Raw genomic sequence first — 14,329 nt, 5'->3', positions numbered from 1 at the left:
GGAAATGCTCACTTTCCTGCGTAATACTCTGGCACGATCAGGGTAACTTCCAGTCCACCGTCGACGTGATTGGACAGCAAAACCGTGGCGCCGTGCTGCTCGGCAATATTGCGCGCGATGGTCAGGCCCAGGCCCGTGCCGCCCGATTCGCGCGAACGCGACGTCTCGATGCGGTAAAACGGTTCGAACACTTTCGCCAGTTGATCTGGTGCAATGCCCGGCCCGCCATCGCGGATGCGGATGCGCGCGGCGCCGGGAATGCGTTCGACGGTGACCTGCGCGTACTGGCCATATTTGACGGCATTGTCGATCAGGTTCACCAGGCAGCGCCGCATGGCGATCGGACGCGCCATCAAGGCCATGGCAGCCTGTCCACCGAGGCTGACTTTCTGGCCGGCGTCGGCCGCGTCGGAGCAGACGCTGTCTAACAGGGAATCGAGATCGAGCGCCTGCATCGCTTCCGTGCTGTCCATCGAACGGGCCAGGTCCAGCCCTTCCTTGACCATGCTTTGCATGGCCGACAGGTCGCCCACCAGGCGGTCATACAATTCCGTATCGGCCACTTTTTCCAGGCGCAGGCGCAAGCGCGTCAGCGGCGTCTGCAAGTCGTGCGTGATGGCCGCCAGCATCTGTGTACGCTGGGAAATATGCTGGCGGATGCGCGCCTGCATGGCGTTGAAGGCGGCGCTGGCCTGGCGGATCTCGCTGGCGCCCGACAGGGTCAGCGGCGGGTGGTTGATGTCGTTGCCCAGGTCTTTCGCCGCCTGCGCCAGCTGCTTGAGCGGGCGCATGGTCATGCGCGTGACCAGGTAGGCGAGGATGGCGATGCTGATCAGGAAAGGCAGCAGGGTCATCCAGTCGTTGTGTTCGTTGAACGGCGGCTGCTGGCGCGGCGGCAAGACCATCAGGCGCAGCACGTGGCCGTCCTGCATGCGCACGTCGAGGTTTTCGCACGTGCCGCCCCATGGCTTGGCGGAAAACATGCCCGCCCTCTGGCGCGGCTTGACGCAGGCGGCCGGCCGTTCGGCCAGCGCGCTGACCTTGAATCCTTCGCCCAGCTTGGCTTGCAGGGCGGTGGAAAACTCCGTCGGCGCGCCAGGCGTATGTTCCGTATCGGGACGCAGCTCCAGGCGCACGCTGCCCTTGTTGGCCACTTTCAGATAGGCGGCGCGCGAGGCCAGCGGCACCACGTCGGCCGCCATTACCAGCTGCTCGGCCCGCTCAACGGCGTGATAGTCGCGGTATTGCTCGATGGCGCGCTGGCGTTCGCCCACGGCCAGCCACTGCGTCAGCGCGGCAGAAGCGACGATGCCGATCAGCAAAAACATGAAGACCCTGCCCGTCATCGAGCCCAGGAAGGCCTTCACGCGTGCGGCTCCACATTGACCTGGCCGGCCAGCACGTAGCCGCCGTTGCGCACGGTCTTGATGATTTGCGGCAAGCGGGCATCTTCACCGAGCTTTTGCCGCAGGCGGCTGATCTGGATATCGATCGAGCGGTCGAACGGGTCGGCGTCGCGGCCCTGCGTCAGGTTCAGCAGCTGGTCGCGGTTGAGCACGCGGTTCGGGTGCTCCAGGAACACGCGCAGCAGGCGGAATTCCGCCCCCGACAGCATGATCACCAGGCCCGTGGGATTGAGCAAATGGCGCGCCGTCAGGTCCAGGGTCCAGCCGGAAAAGCGGATTTGCTGCGCCTTGTCCGACGGCACGTTCGACGGCATGGCATGGCTGCGGCGCAGCACGCTGCGTATGCGCGCCAGCAATTCGCGCGGTTCAAACGGTTTCGGCAAATAATCGTCGGCGCCCATTTCCAGGCCCAGGATACGGTCCAGCGGTTCATTGCGCGCCGTCAACATGATCACGGGCACCGTCGATTGGGCGCGCAGCTTGCGGCACAAGGTCAGGCCGTCGTCGCCTGGCAAGTTCAAGTCGAGCACGATCAGGTCGGGCCGCGTTTCGTCGAGGATTTTCCACATGGCCGTGCCATCTGCCGCACCCAGGGTGCGGTAGGCGTTCGTTTCCAGGTAGTCCGCCAGCAAGCTGCGGATATCGCGGTCATCGTCGACGATGAGAATTGTAGAAGTGGGTTCCATGGTACGAATTATCCCCACTTCCCCTGCCCTTGCACAGCGCATTTGTATCGTCTTGTATATAGAAGACCCGAAGAAACATATAGATACAAACTGTCTGACAGCGGACACTTCGGGGAAACATGGAGAGTCCACCATGGATTCATGTGCAGCAACATGTACATCCCCCACTTTTACAAAGGAATCCAGATGAACGCCTCAATGACAACCCTGCGCAAGAATTTGATCATCGCCATGAGCGTGCTCGGCATGGGCGCGGCATCGCTGACCGTCCACGCCCAGGAAGCGGCCGCCAGCGCGCCTGCCGCCAGCAGCAAGATGCAACATGAGGGCCAGCGCGGCCAGCACCGCGCAAGCAATCCCGCCGAACGCATGGCCAAGTACCAGGCCCGTCTGCACGACAAGCTGAAGCTGACGGCCGCGCAAGAACCGGCCTGGGCCACTTTCACGGCCGCCAACGCGCCGAAAAAACCGATGGGCGACTGGAAAGCCAAGCGCGAAGCGATGGCCAAGCTGTCGGCCCCGGAACGCATGGAGCAATGGATCGCCATGTCGAAGGAACGCATCGCGGATCAGGAAAGCCGCCTGGCCTCGCTGAAAACCTTTTACGCCGTGCTGACGCCGGAGCAAAAGAAAATGTTTGATGACAGCGTGCCTGGCGGCAAGCACGGTGGCCGCCACCGCGGCGGGCACCATGGCATGCATCAGCAGCCCAAAGCTGGTTAAGTTTTAACTGGCGCAGAAATAGAAAAAGCCTGCATTGCAGGCTTTTTCTTATTCGCGAGACAAGCGACCGCTTATTGCCCGTCGAGCTTGCGCAACGAGGTCAGGAAAGTGGCGGCGTTCTGGAAGCCGATTACGCGCGATTGGGCGATCTCCTGTCCCTGCGGGTTGAACATGATGATGCCCGGCGGGCCGAACAGCTGGAAACGTTTCAGCATGGCCTTGTCGTCCGCATCATTGGCCGTCACGTCCACTTGCAGCAGCACGGCTTGCCCCATCTTCTCGCGCACGGCGGGATCGACAAAGGTCAGTTTTTCCATCTCGATGCACGACACGCACCAGTCCGCATAAAAGTCCAGCAGGGCCGGCTTGCCATTCAATTGCGCCAGCGCCGCGTCGAGCTGCGCCACGGTTTTTACGCGCATAAATGGTTGCGCATGCACCTGGCCACCACCGAGGTGGGCCAGCGGCGCCAGCGGGTCGCGGCCACCGCTGGCCACGCCCACCAGTTGCATCGCGCCCAGCACGGCAAACACGAGGCCAAAGGCCTTGGCTACCCAGGCGTTCTTCGCGCCGCTCTTGCCCACCAGCAGATACATGCCGTAGCCGACGAACAAGACCATCCAGCCCAGCATTTGCACGGCGCCCGGCAGCACGGGCGAGACCAGCCACCAGGCCACGCCCAGCTGCAGCACGCCAAAGAAGCGCTTGACGGCATCCATCCAGGCGCCGGCGCGCGGCAGCAAGGTGCCGGCCGACACGCCCACTAACAGCAAGGGCACGCTCATGCCCACGGCCATGGCAAACAGGGCACCGCCGCCGATGACGACGTCGCGCGTCTGGCTGATGTACAGCAAGGCGCCGGCCAGCGGAGCGGCCACGCATGGCCCCACGATCAGGGCGGAAATGGCGCCCATGACGAACACGCCCGCCAGGCGGCCCGACGATTGCTGGTTCGACACGGACGTCAGCTTGCCTTGCAGGAAAGCCGGTACTTGCAGCTCATAAAAACCGAACATCGACAGGGCCAGGCCCGCCATCAGCAAGGCAAAGAAACCCAGCACCCACGGATTTTGCAGTTGCGCCGCCAGGCCTTCCCCCGCCAGACCAGCCGCCACGCCCAGCGCCGTGTAGACGATGGCCATGCCCAGCGCGTACGTCAGCGACAGCAGCAAGCCGCGCGAACGGCTGACCTTGCCACCATCGCCGATAATGATCGACGACAAAATCGGCACCATCGGCAGCACGCACGGCGTAAAAGCCAGGCCCAGTCCCAGCAGCATGAACAGCGGCACGATGACGAGCAGCTTGCCGCCCTTCAGGGCCGCTTCGATCTTGCCCATCTCGCTTTGCGCCGGCGCGGCGCTTGCCGCCACGGGCGCCGCCGCGACCGGCTCGGGCGTGCTGGTGATGTTCGCCTGGGGAATGCTCAGCACGGACACGCCAGGCGACGCTTGCGCCTGCGGGCCGTTGACGGCCGCCGTGTCGACTGCGGGCGCGGCGGGCAAGGCGAATTTCGACGGCAAGCCGCCCGGCGCCATGCTCTGGCCGCCGCCACCGCCCACGAGCTGGGCCGTGGCATCCTGCGGCGCATAGCACAAGCCCTTGTCGGAGCAGCCCTGGCCCGTCGCCTTCAGGGTGAACGCGCCTGCCGCGTCCACTGGTATCGTGATGGTGAGCGTCTTGCGGAACGTTTCCACGTTCTTCTGGAACGTGTCGTCGAACTTGACCTTGCCAGCCGGATACACGGGCGTGCCCAGCTTGGCGCCCACAGCTTCAAATTTAAAACGTTCGTGGTACATATAGTAGCCATCGGCGATCACATACGTGACGGCGATGGTGGACGGATCCTGCATGCGGGCGGAAAACTTGAAGGCCAGTTCGGGATCGAGGAATTCATCGTCGGCACGGGCATGACTGGCGCCAAAGACGGCCATGGCCAGCAGTAAACAGGTGGCAAACCAGAGTAGCAGTTGATGCAGGGGAGCGGCGCGCGCGGTGGCGCTGGAGGGGAAACGGGACATGAACTACCTTTTCGACCATTCGACAGAGGACGCGCGGAGCAGGCAGCGCTTGTGCCGGGCCGGCGCGAAAGAAGAATAGTACACCGCAGCAAGGATAGCTGCAGCAGAAAACAAAAAAGCCAGGCTAGGCCTGGCTTTCTCAGATGCAATTACTGGGATTACTCGCCAGCAACTTCAACTGCTTCGGTCGTATCTGGACGATCCATCAGTTCAACGAACGCCATAGGAGCGTTATCGCCGACGCGGAAACCCATTTTCAGGATACGTACATAACCACCGTTACGGTTGGCGAAACGTGGGCCCAGTTCAGCGAACAGTTTGACGACCATTTCACGGTCGCGCAGGCGGTTGAAGGCCAGACGCTTGTTTGCCAGGGAATCGGTTTTGCCCAGGGTCAGAATTGGCTCGACAACGCGGCGCAGTTCTTTTGCTTTTGGCAGGGTGGTTTTGATCGCTTCGTGACGCAGCAGCGATACTGTCATGTTGCGCAGCATTGCCAGACGGTGGGACGAGGTACGATTCAGTTTACGGAGGCCGTGACCGTGACGCATGATAAATCCTTTCGGTGAGTGTTTAAATTCCAGCTCTTCGATCAATGAGGCAGAAGCTTCATCGCGGGCCGGTTTGGTACTACAAAATAAAAGCCTGGGACACCTGTCCCAGGCAGTTTGCTACAACTACGAATTACTTTTCCAGGCCGGCAGGCGGCCAGTTTTCCAGCTTCATGCCCAAGGTCAAGCCGCGCGATGCCAGCACTTCCTTGATTTCGTTCAGGGACTTGCGGCCCAGATTTGGCGTTTTCAGCAGTTCGTTTTCCGAACGTTGGATCAGGTCGCCGATGTAGTAGATGTTTTCCGCTTTCAGGCAGTTCGCCGAACGCACGGTCAACTCCAGGTCGTCGACTGGACGCAACAGGATAGGATCGACCAGCGGAGCGCGCGATGGCGCTTCGGCGGCGGCTTCCGTGCCTTCCAGGGCGGCGAACACATTCAACTGGTCCACCAGAACGCGGGCCGACTGGCGGATCGCTTCTTCCGGCGAGATTACGCCGTTGGTTTCGATGTTGATGATCAGCTTGTCCAGGTCGGTACGTTGTTCAACGCGAGCCGATTCAACGAAGTACGATACGCGGCGCACTGGCGAGAACGACGCATCCAGAATGATGCGGCCGATGGTCTTGTTCGTGTCTTCCGACAGGCGACGCACGTTACCAGGAACGTAGCCGCGGCCTTTTTCAACCTTGATCTGCATGTCCAGCTTGCCACCAGCGGTCAGGTGGGCGATCACGTGGTCAGGGTTGATCAGTTCGACGTCATGCGGCAGGTCGATATCGGAGGCCAGGATCGCGCCTTCGCCTTCTTTTTTCAGGGTCAGGGTTACCGAATCGCGGTTGTGGACTTTGAAAACCACACCCTTCAAGTTCAGCAACAGATCGACGACGTCTTCTTGCACGCCATCGAGGGAGGAATATTCGTGGACGACGCCAGCGATCGTCACTTCGGTCGGCGCGTAGCCTACCATCGACGACAGCAGAACGCGGCGCAACGCGTTACCCAATGTGTGGCCATAGCCGCGCTCGAACGGTTCCATCACGACCTTGGCGTGACCTGCACCGAGAGCTTCAACATCGATAATACGTGGCTTCAACAAACTGTTTTGCATGAAATGTCCTTTTCAATACCCTCGGCTCATTACACCGATAAGGCTGATGGCATTAGTAAAACGCCCACCCGAAAGAAAACGAGTGGGCGGTGATGGTGCTAACTGCTATTAACGCGAGTACAGCTCGACGATCAGCGATTCGTTGACGTCGTTAGCGATTTCGTTACGCTCTGGCAGGGACTTGAAAGTACCTTCCATTTTCTTGGCATCAACCGAAACCCAGCTAGGCATACCAACTTGTTCAGCCAGCGACAGTGCTTCAACGATACGCACTTGCTTTTTCGATTTTTCACGAACAGCAACGATGTCGCCAACTTTAACTGCGTACGAAGCGATGTTCACAACGATACCGTTCACGGTGAACGCTTTGTGGCTGACCAATTGACGCGCTTCAGCGCGGGTCGAGCCAAAGCCCATGCGGTAGCAAACGTTGTCCAGACGCGTTTCCAGCAACTTCAACAGCGTTTCGCCGGTGTTGCCTTTACGACGGTCTGCTTCAGCGAAGTAGCGGCGGAATTGACGTTCCAGCACGCCGTACATGCGCTTGACTTTTTGCTTTTCGCGCAGTTGGTTACCGTAGTCCGAGGTGCGGGCGCCGGATTTGACACCGTGCTGGCCTGGCTTGACGTCCAGTTTGCACTTGCTGTCCAGCGAGCGACGTGCGCTCTTCAGGAACAGGTCTGTACCTTCACGGCGGGAAAGTTTTGCTTTAGGTCCGATATAACGTGCCACGATACTTCCTTTTTTTAAATGATAACGCCCCAGCCACATGCATGATCAAACACACTGATGCGGTTAGGCGCTAGTCTGATTTGGTTTCAATCAGACGGTGGCTGAAAACGAAAAACCCGTCAAACAGGATTTGACAGGCAAGAACAGCCGGGCAGTATAACCGTTTCCGGCTCCCTGCTCCAGCGTTTTCACACAACTGTACTGAGTTACAACAGACAGCAAAGCAGCTGGCGCCGAAGCGCCCTCTGCAACACTATCTTAGATACGACGACGTTTCGGTGGACGGCAACCGTTGTGCGGTACCGGCGTCACGTCCTGGATCTCGGTGATCTTGATGCCCAGGTTGTTCAGCGCGCGAACGGCGGATTCACGACCAGGACCTGGGCCCTTGATACGTACTTCCAGGTTCTTGACGCCACACTCAACAGCCACTTTACCAGCGGCTTCCGCGGCGACCTGCGCTGCGAATGGGGTCGATTTACGCGAACCCTTGAAGCCTGCACCGCCGGAGGTAGCCCACGACAAGGCATTGCCTTGACGATCGGTGATGGTAATGATGGTGTTATTGAACGAAGCGTGGACATGTGCGATGCCTTCAGCGACGTTCTTTTTAACTTTTTTACGCACGCGTGCTGATGCGGCGTTATTTTGCGACTTAGCCATAATTATTCCCTAGCGGATTATTTTTTCAGCGATTGAGCGGCTTTACGCGGTCCCTTGCGGGTACGTGCGTTCGTACGCGTACGCTGGCCACGGCAAGGCAGACCCTTACGATGACGCATGCCGCGGTAGCAACCCAGATCCATCAAACGCTTGATGTTCATGGACAGTTCACGACGCAGATCGCCTTCGACGATGAATTTACCTACTTCATCGCGCAGCTTTTCCAGTTCGCTGTCATCCAGATCTTTGATCTTTTTGTTGGTTGCTACACCGGTCGATGCACAGATTTTCTCTGCGCGTGGACGGCCCACACCGTAGATGGCCGTCAGGCCGATAACGGTATGCTGATGATTTGGGATATTAACCCCTGCAATACGTGCCATTTGTTATTCCTCGATTAACCTTGACGCTGCTTGTGACGTGGTTCCACGCAGATAACGCGGACTACGCCTTTGCGCTTGATGATCTTGCAGTTGCGGCAGATCCGCTTGACTGATGCGAGAACTTTCATTTTTGGGCTCTTTCTTTCGCTTCTTTGGTTTGATTCAGTGTGTTACTTGGTACGGAACACAATGCGGGCTCGGCTCAGGTCGTACGGCGTTAACTCCACCGTCACCTTGTCTCCAGGGAGAATGCGAATATAGTTCATCCGCATTTTACCTGAAATATGCCCGAGCACCACGTGTCCGTTCTCCAGCTTCACTCGAAATGTTGCATTTGGGAGATTCTCAAGAATCTCGCCCTGCATCTGTATGACGTCGTCTTTTGCCATTCGGTATGTTTACCGCGCTTAACGCGTCGGAATTCCGCCCTTGAAATTTGCTTTGCGCAGCAGCGAATCATATTGCTGCGACATCACGTAGTTCTGTACTTGCGCCATGAAATCCATGGTGACAACTACAATAATCAATAAAGAAGTACCGCCGAAATAGAATGGTACTTTCCACTGGGCTTGCATAAATTCCGGCAATAAACACACCAGGGTGATGTAGACTGCGCCGGCAAGTGTCAAGCGTGTCAGGATCTTGTCGATGTAACGGGCTGTCTGTTCGCCTGGACGGATCCCGGGAATGAACGCACCGCTTTTCTTCAAGTTATCCGCTGTTTCCTTGCTGTTAAATACCAGCGCTGTATAGAAGAAACAGAAAAACACGATCGCCACTGCGTACAACAGCGCATGGATAGGCTCACCAGGCCCCATCGATGCTGCCAAATCTTTCAAGAACCGCACCGCAGGGTTAGCGTTGTCGGCGCCCTTTGAAAACCAGTCCACGATAGTGGCCGGGAACAAGATGATCGAAGAAGCAAAGATCGGCGGGATCACGCCGGCCATGTTCAGCTTCAACGGCAAATGGCTGGTTTGACCGCCATAAATCTTGTTGCCTACCTGGCGCTTCGCATAGTTGACCAATATTTTGCGCTGACCACGTTCGACGAATACGACGAAGTACGTTACCAGTGCTACCAGGATCACGATGAAAATCGCGCTGAAGCTGCCGATCGAACCATTCGACACTTGAGTGAACAAGCCACCCAACGCCGACGGCAGACCTGCTGCAATCCCGGCAAAAATGATGATCGAGATGCCATTCCCCAAGCCACGCTCGGTAATTTGCTCACCCAACCACATCAAAAACATTGTTCCGGTCAACAAAGTGACGACCGTCACGAAGCGGAATGCAAGACCAGGTTCCAACACCAGACCAGCTTGCGACTCCAGTGCGACTGCAATGCCTAACGCTTGGAACAGTGCCAGGGCAACCGTGAAATACCGGGTGTACTGGGTGATCTTGCGACGACCTGCTTCGCCTTCTTTTTTCAACGCTTCCATCTGCGGTGACACGATCGACAGCAATTGCATGATGATCGAGGCCGAGATATAAGGCATGATACCCAGCGCAAACACTGTAAAACGAGACAAGGCACCGCCCGAGAACATGTTGAACATGCCCAGGACGCCGCCTTCGTGCTCCTTGAACAGCGAGGCTAATTGTGTCGGGTCAATCCCGGGAACCGGGACGTGAGCACCGATACGATAAACCACCAATGCGCCAAGCAAAAACCAGAGCCGTCCCCAAGGGAAACCGGCCGCTGCACTTTTAGCAAGTTGTGGATTAGTCGCCAATTTTCGCTCCGATCAAGCTGTTAGCGGTCAACTCAGGCTACCGAGCCGCCGGCTGCTTCGATGGCTGCTTTCGCGCCAGCGGACACTTTCAAGCCCTTCAAATTCACCGCTTTGGTGATTTCGCCGGACAAGATCACGCGCACGTCACGGGCCAACACGCCCAGAACGCCAGCTTGCTTCAAGACCAGAATGTCGACATCGCCAACAGCCAGGTTGTTCAGATCGGACAGGCGCACTTCAGCTTTGAAGGTTGCGTGCATCGATTTGAAACCGCGCTTAGGCAGACGGCGTTGCAGAGGCATCTGACCGCCTTCGAAACCGACTTTATGAAAGCCGCCCGAACGCGATTTCTGACCTTTGTGACCACGACCCGAGGTTTTACCCAGGCCGGAGCCGATACCGCGACCGACGCGACGCTTGTAGTGCTTAGCGCCTTCGGCTGGTGCAATAGTATTCAATTCCATGATTTGCTCCGTTCGTGTAAGCCCGAAGGCTTACCCGACAACTTTAACGAGATACGATACTTTATTGATCATGCCGCGTACGGATGGGGTGTCTTGCAATTCGGAAACCGAATTTACACGACGCAGACCCAGACCGCGCACGGTAGCGCGATGCGATTCGCGCGTACCGATCAAGCCCTTGACCAATTGCACTTTGACTGTGTTTGTCATTTTGTCCACCTTAAGCCAGAATGTCTTCGACCGACTTGCCGCGCTTGGCAGCGATATCGGAAGCAGTGCTCATTTTCGACAGGCCGTCCAGCGTAGCGCGTACCAGGTTGTATGGGTTGTTCGAACCGGTGGATTTCGCCACCACGTCCGTCACGCCCATCACTTCGAAGATAGCGCGCATTGCGCCACCAGCGATAACGCCAGTACCAGGCTTAGCTGGGTTCATCAGGACCTTGGAGGCGCCGTGACGACCAACAACCGTGTGATGCAAGGTGCCGTTTTTGAGCGGTACTTTGATCAGGTTGCGACGGGCTTCTTCCATTGCCTTCTGCACGCCAACTGGCACTTCTTTCGATTTGCCCTTGCCCATGCCGACGCGGCCATCGCCATCACCAACTACGGTCAGCGCGGCGAAACCCATGATACGACCACCCTTGACCACTTTGGTCACGCGGTTGATCGCGATCATTTTTTCGCGCATGCCATCATCCGGCTTGTCGCTTTGCATTTTTGCTTGCATTTTTGCCATGATTGATCCTTAGAACTTCAGACCGGCTTCGCGTGCGGCTTCTGCCAACGCTTTCACACGGCCGTGGTAACGGAAACCGGAGCGGTCAAACGCAACTTCGGTAATCCCTGCTTTCAACGCTTTTTCAGCGACGCGCTTGCCGATCAAGGCTGCAGCAGCGGCATTGCCGCCTTTGCCGGATTGGCCTGCCAGTTCAGCGCGAACTTCCGCTTCAGCCGTCGAGGCCGAAACCAGGACTTTAGCGTCCGGGCTGATCAGGTTGGCGTAAATGTGCAGGTTGGTGCGATGCACCGACAAGCGATTTACTTTCAATTCCGCAATCTTGATGCGGGTTTGGCGTCCGCGGCGAAGCCGTGATTCTTTCTTATCCATCGTCAGCCCCTAATTACTTCTTCTTGGTTTCTTTAAGCTTAACCACTTCGTCCGCATAGCGAACGCCCTTGCCTTTATAAGGCTCAGGAGCGCGGTAAGCACGAACTTCAGCGGCTACCTGGCCAACCTGTTGACGGTCGATACCTTTAATCAGGATCTCGGTCGGGGTTGGTGTTGCGCAGGTAACGCCAGCTGGCATGTCATGCACTACAGGGTGCGAGAAACCCAGGGACAGATTCAGCTTGTCGCCTTGAGCTTGCGCCTTGTAACCCACGCCTACCAGGTTCAGCTTTTTCTCGAAACCCTTGGTGACGCCAACAACCATGTTGTTGACCAGTGCGCGCAGCGTGCCGGACATGGCATTGGCTTCGCGGCTGTCGTTCGCCACGTCGAAACTCAGGGTTCCTGCATTGTTTTCCACTTTGACCTGGCCGGTGAGGGCCTGGGAAAGTACGCCCAGCGGGCCTTTTACGGTGATCGCTTGTGCGGAGATGGCGACTTCGGCGCCAGCTGGCACTACGATAGGCATTTTAGCTACTCGAGACATGTGTAACTCCTTAAGCCACGTAGCAAATAACTTCGCCGCCGACACCGGTAGCGCGTGCTTTGCGGTCAGTCATGACGCCTTGCGGAGTCGACACGATCGCCACACCCAAGCCATTCATCACAACAGGGATCTCGTCTTTACCCTTGTAGACGCGCAGACCCGGACGGGACACGCGCTCCAAGCGCTCAATGACGGGACGGCCAACATAATACTTCAAACCGATTTTCAGTTCCGCTTTGCCACCAGCTTCGGCAACAGCGAAATCTTCAATGTAACCCTCGTCCTTCAGGACGCTGGCAATCGCAATTTTGACTTTCGACGATGGCATGGCCACGGTCGTCTTTTGCACGCCTTGTGCATTGCGAATGCGGGTCAGCATATCGGCGATAGGATCGCTCATACTCATTGCATATTCTCCTATTACCAGCTTGCTTTTGTCATACCCGGAATTTCACCACGCATGGCGAATTCACGGAGCTTGATACGACCCAGACCGAATTTACGGAATGTGCCGCGCGGACGACCAGTGATGGCGCAACGGTTACGTTGACGCGTCGGGTTCGAGTTACGTGGCAGCGCCTGCAGTTTCAGGCGAGCTTCGTAGCGCTCTTCTTCCGATTTCGATTGGTCATCGACGATGGCCTTGAGAGCTTCGCGCTTAGGGGCGAATTTCGCCACCAGGTCAGCACGCTTGATCTCACGATTAATCAGTGACAGTTTGGCCATGATCAGTTCCTGAAAGGGAATTTAAAGGCGGCGAGCAAAGCTTTGGCTTCGTCATCGGTCTTAGCGGTTGTCGTGATGCTGATATTCATACCGCGCAACGCGTCAATCTTGTCGTATTCGATTTCAGGGAAAATGATCTGTTCCTTGACACCGATGTTGTAGTTGCCACGACCATCAAATGCACGGCCGTTCACACCACGGAAATCGCGTACGCGCGGCAGAGCCACGGTAATGAAGCGATCCAGGAACTCGTACATGCGAGCGCCGCGCAGGGTGACCATCGTACCGATCGGGTAACCTTCACGGATTTTGAAGCCTGCGATCGCTTTGCGGGACTTGGTGGTCACTGGCTTCTGGCCGGCGATCTTGGTCAAGTCAGCAACTGCGTGCTCGAGAACTTTTTTATCCGCGATAGCCTCACCAACACCCATGTTCAGGGTGATCTTGGTCAGGCGTGGAACTTCCATTACCGACTTGTAACCAAACTTGCTGGTCAGGTCGGCAACGACTTTTTCTTTATAGAATTCTTGGAGACGTGCCATGATTTCTTAAGCCTTCACTACTTCGCCGGAGGATTTAAAGATGCGAACTTTCTTGCCGTCCACTTCTTTGAAACCCACGCGATCTGCCTTGCCAGTCGCTGCATTAAACAATGCAACGTTGGACACGTGAATTGGCATGGTCTTATCGACGATACCACCAGTTACGCCAGTCATCGGGTTTGGCTTAGTCGCTTTTTTAGCGATGTTAATGCCGTCAACCACGATATGTTCAGCATCGATACGCTGCTGTACCACACCACGTTTGCCCTTGTCTTTCCCGGTCAGAACGATGACTTCGTCGTTTTTACGAATCTTATCCATTACGACTCCTTACAGGACTTCCGGTGCCAGGGACACGATTTTCATGAACTTCTCAGTACGCAGTTCGCGTGTGACAGGTCCAAAAATACGGGTACCGATCGGTTCCAGCTTGGCGTTCAACAGAACGGCGGCATTGCCGTCGAACTTCACCAGGGAACCGTCTTGGCGGCGAACACCTTTAGCGGTGCGCACAACCACGGCGTTATAAATTTCACCTTTTTTGACACGGCCACGTGGCGCAGCAACCTTAACGGTTACCTTGATCACATCGCCAATGCCAGCATAACGGCGCTTGGAGCCGCCCAATACCTTGATGCACATTACTTCTTTGGCACCGGTATTGTCAGCCACTTCGAGCCGGCTTTCAGTTTGAATCATAGTATTCTCTTTCCCAACTTAAGCCGAAGAATCCACACAATGTAGACCCACGGTCAGTCTTGGTCCCGCCAGAGCCGCCCTGCTGGGCTTCACTGTTTGGGTGCATGACCTTCATACATCAACTGACCGCGAATGCTACTGTCTGTGGCCAGACACTTTGCGGCGTTACATGAACGAAGCCCGCAAGTATTACATACAATTTGCGGGCCTGCAAGTACTAAT

At 56.9% G+C, this 14,329-nt stretch carries 22 protein-coding genes; 1 reads left to right on the top strand and 21 read right to left on the bottom strand.

Going from position 1 to position 14,329, the window contains the following annotated elements:
• Nucleotides 1-8: 8 nt before the first annotated feature.
• Nucleotides 9-1,367 carry an ATP-binding protein gene (locus HWE17_RS02415; protein WP_176387684.1) on the bottom strand — a complete coding sequence of 453 codons (1,359 nt, stop codon included), beginning with the start codon at nt 1,365-1,367 and terminating at the stop codon, nt 9-11.
• Nucleotides 1,364-2,092 (bottom strand): response regulator, encoded by a 729-nt coding sequence (locus HWE17_RS02410; protein WP_035824023.1) that lies wholly within the window; start codon nt 2,090-2,092, stop codon nt 1,364-1,366. Before HWE17_RS02410 ends, HWE17_RS02415 begins: the two co-directional genes overlap by 4 nt.
• Nucleotides 2,093-2,278: 186 nt before the next feature.
• Between HWE17_RS02410 and HWE17_RS02405 the strand changes: the two genes are divergently transcribed.
• A complete protein-coding gene (locus HWE17_RS02405) occupies nt 2,279-2,815 on the top strand; it encodes a Spy/CpxP family protein refolding chaperone (RefSeq protein WP_255206085.1) in 537 nt (178 codons plus the stop codon).
• A gap of 71 nt (nt 2,816-2,886) precedes the next feature.
• On the opposite strand, the gene dsbD is transcribed toward HWE17_RS02405, so the two are convergent.
• The 19 genes from dsbD to rplN all read right to left on the bottom strand — a co-directional run bounded on the left by dsbD (nt 2,887) and on the right by rplN (nt 14,107).
• Entirely contained in the window at nt 2,887-4,836 is a 1,950-nt protein-coding gene (gene dsbD, locus HWE17_RS02400) for a protein-disulfide reductase DsbD (protein WP_255206084.1), read from the bottom strand.
• Between the two features lie 158 nt (nt 4,837-4,994).
• Nucleotides 4,995-5,387, bottom strand: coding sequence for a 50S ribosomal protein L17 (gene rplQ / locus HWE17_RS02395; protein WP_034753219.1), 393 nt, complete (start codon nt 5,385-5,387; stop codon nt 4,995-4,997).
• 133 nt (nt 5,388-5,520) lie between these two features.
• On the bottom strand, nt 5,521-6,498 hold the full coding sequence (gene rpoA, locus HWE17_RS02390) for a DNA-directed RNA polymerase subunit alpha (protein WP_008444343.1): 978 nt from the start codon (nt 6,496-6,498) through the stop codon (nt 5,521-5,523).
• A gap of 108 nt (nt 6,499-6,606) precedes the next feature.
• Nucleotides 6,607-7,230, bottom strand: coding sequence for a 30S ribosomal protein S4 (gene rpsD / locus HWE17_RS02385; protein ID WP_010394478.1), 624 nt, complete (start codon nt 7,228-7,230; stop codon nt 6,607-6,609).
• 258 nt (nt 7,231-7,488) lie between these two features.
• Nucleotides 7,489-7,893, bottom strand: coding sequence for a 30S ribosomal protein S11 (gene rpsK, locus HWE17_RS02380; RefSeq protein ID WP_010394475.1), 405 nt, complete (start codon nt 7,891-7,893; stop codon nt 7,489-7,491).
• Nucleotides 7,894-7,910: 17 nt separating this feature from the next.
• Entirely contained in the window at nt 7,911-8,276 is a 366-nt protein-coding gene (rpsM, locus tag HWE17_RS02375; protein ID WP_046681666.1) for a 30S ribosomal protein S13, read from the bottom strand.
• 14 nt (nt 8,277-8,290) lie between these two features.
• Nucleotides 8,291-8,404 carry a 50S ribosomal protein L36 gene (gene rpmJ / locus HWE17_RS02370; RefSeq protein WP_010394471.1) on the bottom strand — a complete coding sequence of 38 codons (114 nt, stop codon included), beginning with the start codon at nt 8,402-8,404 and terminating at the stop codon, nt 8,291-8,293.
• A 42-nt stretch (nt 8,405-8,446) separates the two neighbouring features.
• Nucleotides 8,447-8,665, bottom strand: a complete 219-nt coding sequence (gene infA / locus HWE17_RS02365) for a translation initiation factor IF-1 (RefSeq protein WP_005663428.1) — start codon at nt 8,663-8,665, stop codon at nt 8,447-8,449.
• An 18-nt stretch (nt 8,666-8,683) separates the two neighbouring features.
• Nucleotides 8,684-10,018, bottom strand: a complete 1,335-nt coding sequence (gene secY, locus HWE17_RS02360; RefSeq protein ID WP_010394438.1) for a preprotein translocase subunit SecY — start codon at nt 10,016-10,018, stop codon at nt 8,684-8,686.
• 32 nt (nt 10,019-10,050) lie between these two features.
• Nucleotides 10,051-10,482, bottom strand: a complete 432-nt coding sequence (gene rplO, locus HWE17_RS02355) for a 50S ribosomal protein L15 (RefSeq protein WP_034753211.1) — start codon at nt 10,480-10,482, stop codon at nt 10,051-10,053.
• 30 nt (nt 10,483-10,512) lie between these two features.
• Nucleotides 10,513-10,692 carry a 50S ribosomal protein L30 gene (gene rpmD, locus HWE17_RS02350; protein ID WP_010394435.1) on the bottom strand — a complete coding sequence of 60 codons (180 nt, stop codon included), beginning with the start codon at nt 10,690-10,692 and terminating at the stop codon, nt 10,513-10,515.
• Nucleotides 10,693-10,702: 10 nt separating this feature from the next.
• Nucleotides 10,703-11,221: a 30S ribosomal protein S5 gene (gene rpsE / locus HWE17_RS02345; protein WP_010394433.1), complete on the bottom strand. Its 519-nt coding sequence runs from the start codon at nt 11,219-11,221 to the stop codon at nt 10,703-10,705.
• 9 nt (nt 11,222-11,230) lie between these two features.
• Nucleotides 11,231-11,593: a 50S ribosomal protein L18 gene (rplR, locus tag HWE17_RS02340; protein WP_010394431.1), complete on the bottom strand. Its 363-nt coding sequence runs from the start codon at nt 11,591-11,593 to the stop codon at nt 11,231-11,233.
• Between the two features lie 13 nt (nt 11,594-11,606).
• Nucleotides 11,607-12,140, bottom strand: coding sequence for a 50S ribosomal protein L6 (gene rplF / locus HWE17_RS02335; protein ID WP_034778281.1), 534 nt, complete (start codon nt 12,138-12,140; stop codon nt 11,607-11,609).
• Between the two features lie 10 nt (nt 12,141-12,150).
• A complete protein-coding gene (gene rpsH / locus HWE17_RS02330; RefSeq protein WP_034753208.1) occupies nt 12,151-12,546 on the bottom strand; it encodes a 30S ribosomal protein S8 in 396 nt (131 codons plus the stop codon).
• Nucleotides 12,547-12,560: 14 nt separating this feature from the next.
• Nucleotides 12,561-12,866, bottom strand: a complete 306-nt coding sequence (gene rpsN / locus HWE17_RS02325) for a 30S ribosomal protein S14 (protein WP_010394423.1) — start codon at nt 12,864-12,866, stop codon at nt 12,561-12,563.
• A gap of 2 nt (nt 12,867-12,868) precedes the next feature.
• A complete protein-coding gene (gene rplE, locus HWE17_RS02320) occupies nt 12,869-13,408 on the bottom strand; it encodes a 50S ribosomal protein L5 (RefSeq protein ID WP_010394421.1) in 540 nt (179 codons plus the stop codon).
• A 6-nt stretch (nt 13,409-13,414) separates the two neighbouring features.
• On the bottom strand, nt 13,415-13,729 hold the full coding sequence (gene rplX / locus HWE17_RS02315; RefSeq protein ID WP_034753204.1) for a 50S ribosomal protein L24: 315 nt from the start codon (nt 13,727-13,729) through the stop codon (nt 13,415-13,417).
• A gap of 9 nt (nt 13,730-13,738) precedes the next feature.
• Nucleotides 13,739-14,107: a 50S ribosomal protein L14 gene (gene rplN / locus HWE17_RS02310; protein ID WP_008444317.1), complete on the bottom strand. Its 369-nt coding sequence runs from the start codon at nt 14,105-14,107 to the stop codon at nt 13,739-13,741.
• Nucleotides 14,108-14,329 lie beyond the last annotated feature (222 nt).

This window comes from Janthinobacterium sp. BJB401 (assembly GCF_013372745.1).
In the GTDB taxonomy this organism is placed as follows: Bacteria; Pseudomonadota; Gammaproteobacteria; order Burkholderiales; family Burkholderiaceae_D; genus Janthinobacterium; species Janthinobacterium rivuli.
Note: the sequence above shows the minus strand (reverse complement) of the source record. Positions and strands in the feature narration are given on the sequence as shown.

Coding starts and splice junctions, on each gene's coding strand:
- rplO (WP_034753211.1), bottom strand. CDS start 10,482: ATGGAATTGAATACTATTGCACCAGCCGAAGGCGCTAAGCACTACAAG.
- rplN (WP_008444317.1), bottom strand. CDS start 14,107: ATGATTCAAACTGAAAGCCGGCTCGAAGTGGCTGACAATACCGGTGCC.
- rpsE (WP_010394433.1), bottom strand. CDS start 11,221: ATGGCAAAAATGCAAGCAAAAATGCAAAGCGACAAGCCGGATGATGGC.
- HWE17_RS02405 (WP_255206085.1), top strand. CDS start 2,279: ATGAACGCCTCAATGACAACCCTGCGCAAGAATTTGATCATCGCCATG.
- rplF (WP_034778281.1), bottom strand. CDS start 12,140: ATGTCTCGAGTAGCTAAAATGCCTATCGTAGTGCCAGCTGGCGCCGAA.
- infA (WP_005663428.1), bottom strand. CDS start 8,665: ATGGCAAAAGACGACGTCATACAGATGCAGGGCGAGATTCTTGAGAAT.
- rplX (WP_034753204.1), bottom strand. CDS start 13,729: ATGGATAAGATTCGTAAAAACGACGAAGTCATCGTTCTGACCGGGAAA.
- dsbD (WP_255206084.1), bottom strand. CDS start 4,836: ATGTCCCGTTTCCCCTCCAGCGCCACCGCGCGCGCCGCTCCCCTGCAT.
- rpsN (WP_010394423.1), bottom strand. CDS start 12,866: ATGGCCAAACTGTCACTGATTAATCGTGAGATCAAGCGTGCTGACCTG.
- HWE17_RS02410 (WP_035824023.1), bottom strand. CDS start 2,092: ATGGAACCCACTTCTACAATTCTCATCGTCGACGATGACCGCGATATC.
- rplQ (WP_034753219.1), bottom strand. CDS start 5,387: ATGCGTCACGGTCACGGCCTCCGTAAACTGAATCGTACCTCGTCCCAC.
- rpoA (WP_008444343.1), bottom strand. CDS start 6,498: ATGCAAAACAGTTTGTTGAAGCCACGTATTATCGATGTTGAAGCTCTC.
- rpsM (WP_046681666.1), bottom strand. CDS start 8,276: ATGGCACGTATTGCAGGGGTTAATATCCCAAATCATCAGCATACCGTT.
- rpmJ (WP_010394471.1), bottom strand. CDS start 8,404: ATGAAAGTTCTCGCATCAGTCAAGCGGATCTGCCGCAACTGCAAGATC.
- rpmD (WP_010394435.1), bottom strand. CDS start 10,692: ATGACAAACACAGTCAAAGTGCAATTGGTCAAGGGCTTGATCGGTACG.
- rpsK (WP_010394475.1), bottom strand. CDS start 7,893: ATGGCTAAGTCGCAAAATAACGCCGCATCAGCACGCGTGCGTAAAAAA.
- rpsH (WP_034753208.1), bottom strand. CDS start 12,546: ATGAGTATGAGCGATCCTATCGCCGATATGCTGACCCGCATTCGCAAT.
- rplE (WP_010394421.1), bottom strand. CDS start 13,408: ATGGCACGTCTCCAAGAATTCTATAAAGAAAAAGTCGTTGCCGACCTG.
- rplR (WP_010394431.1), bottom strand. CDS start 11,593: ATGGATAAGAAAGAATCACGGCTTCGCCGCGGACGCCAAACCCGCATC.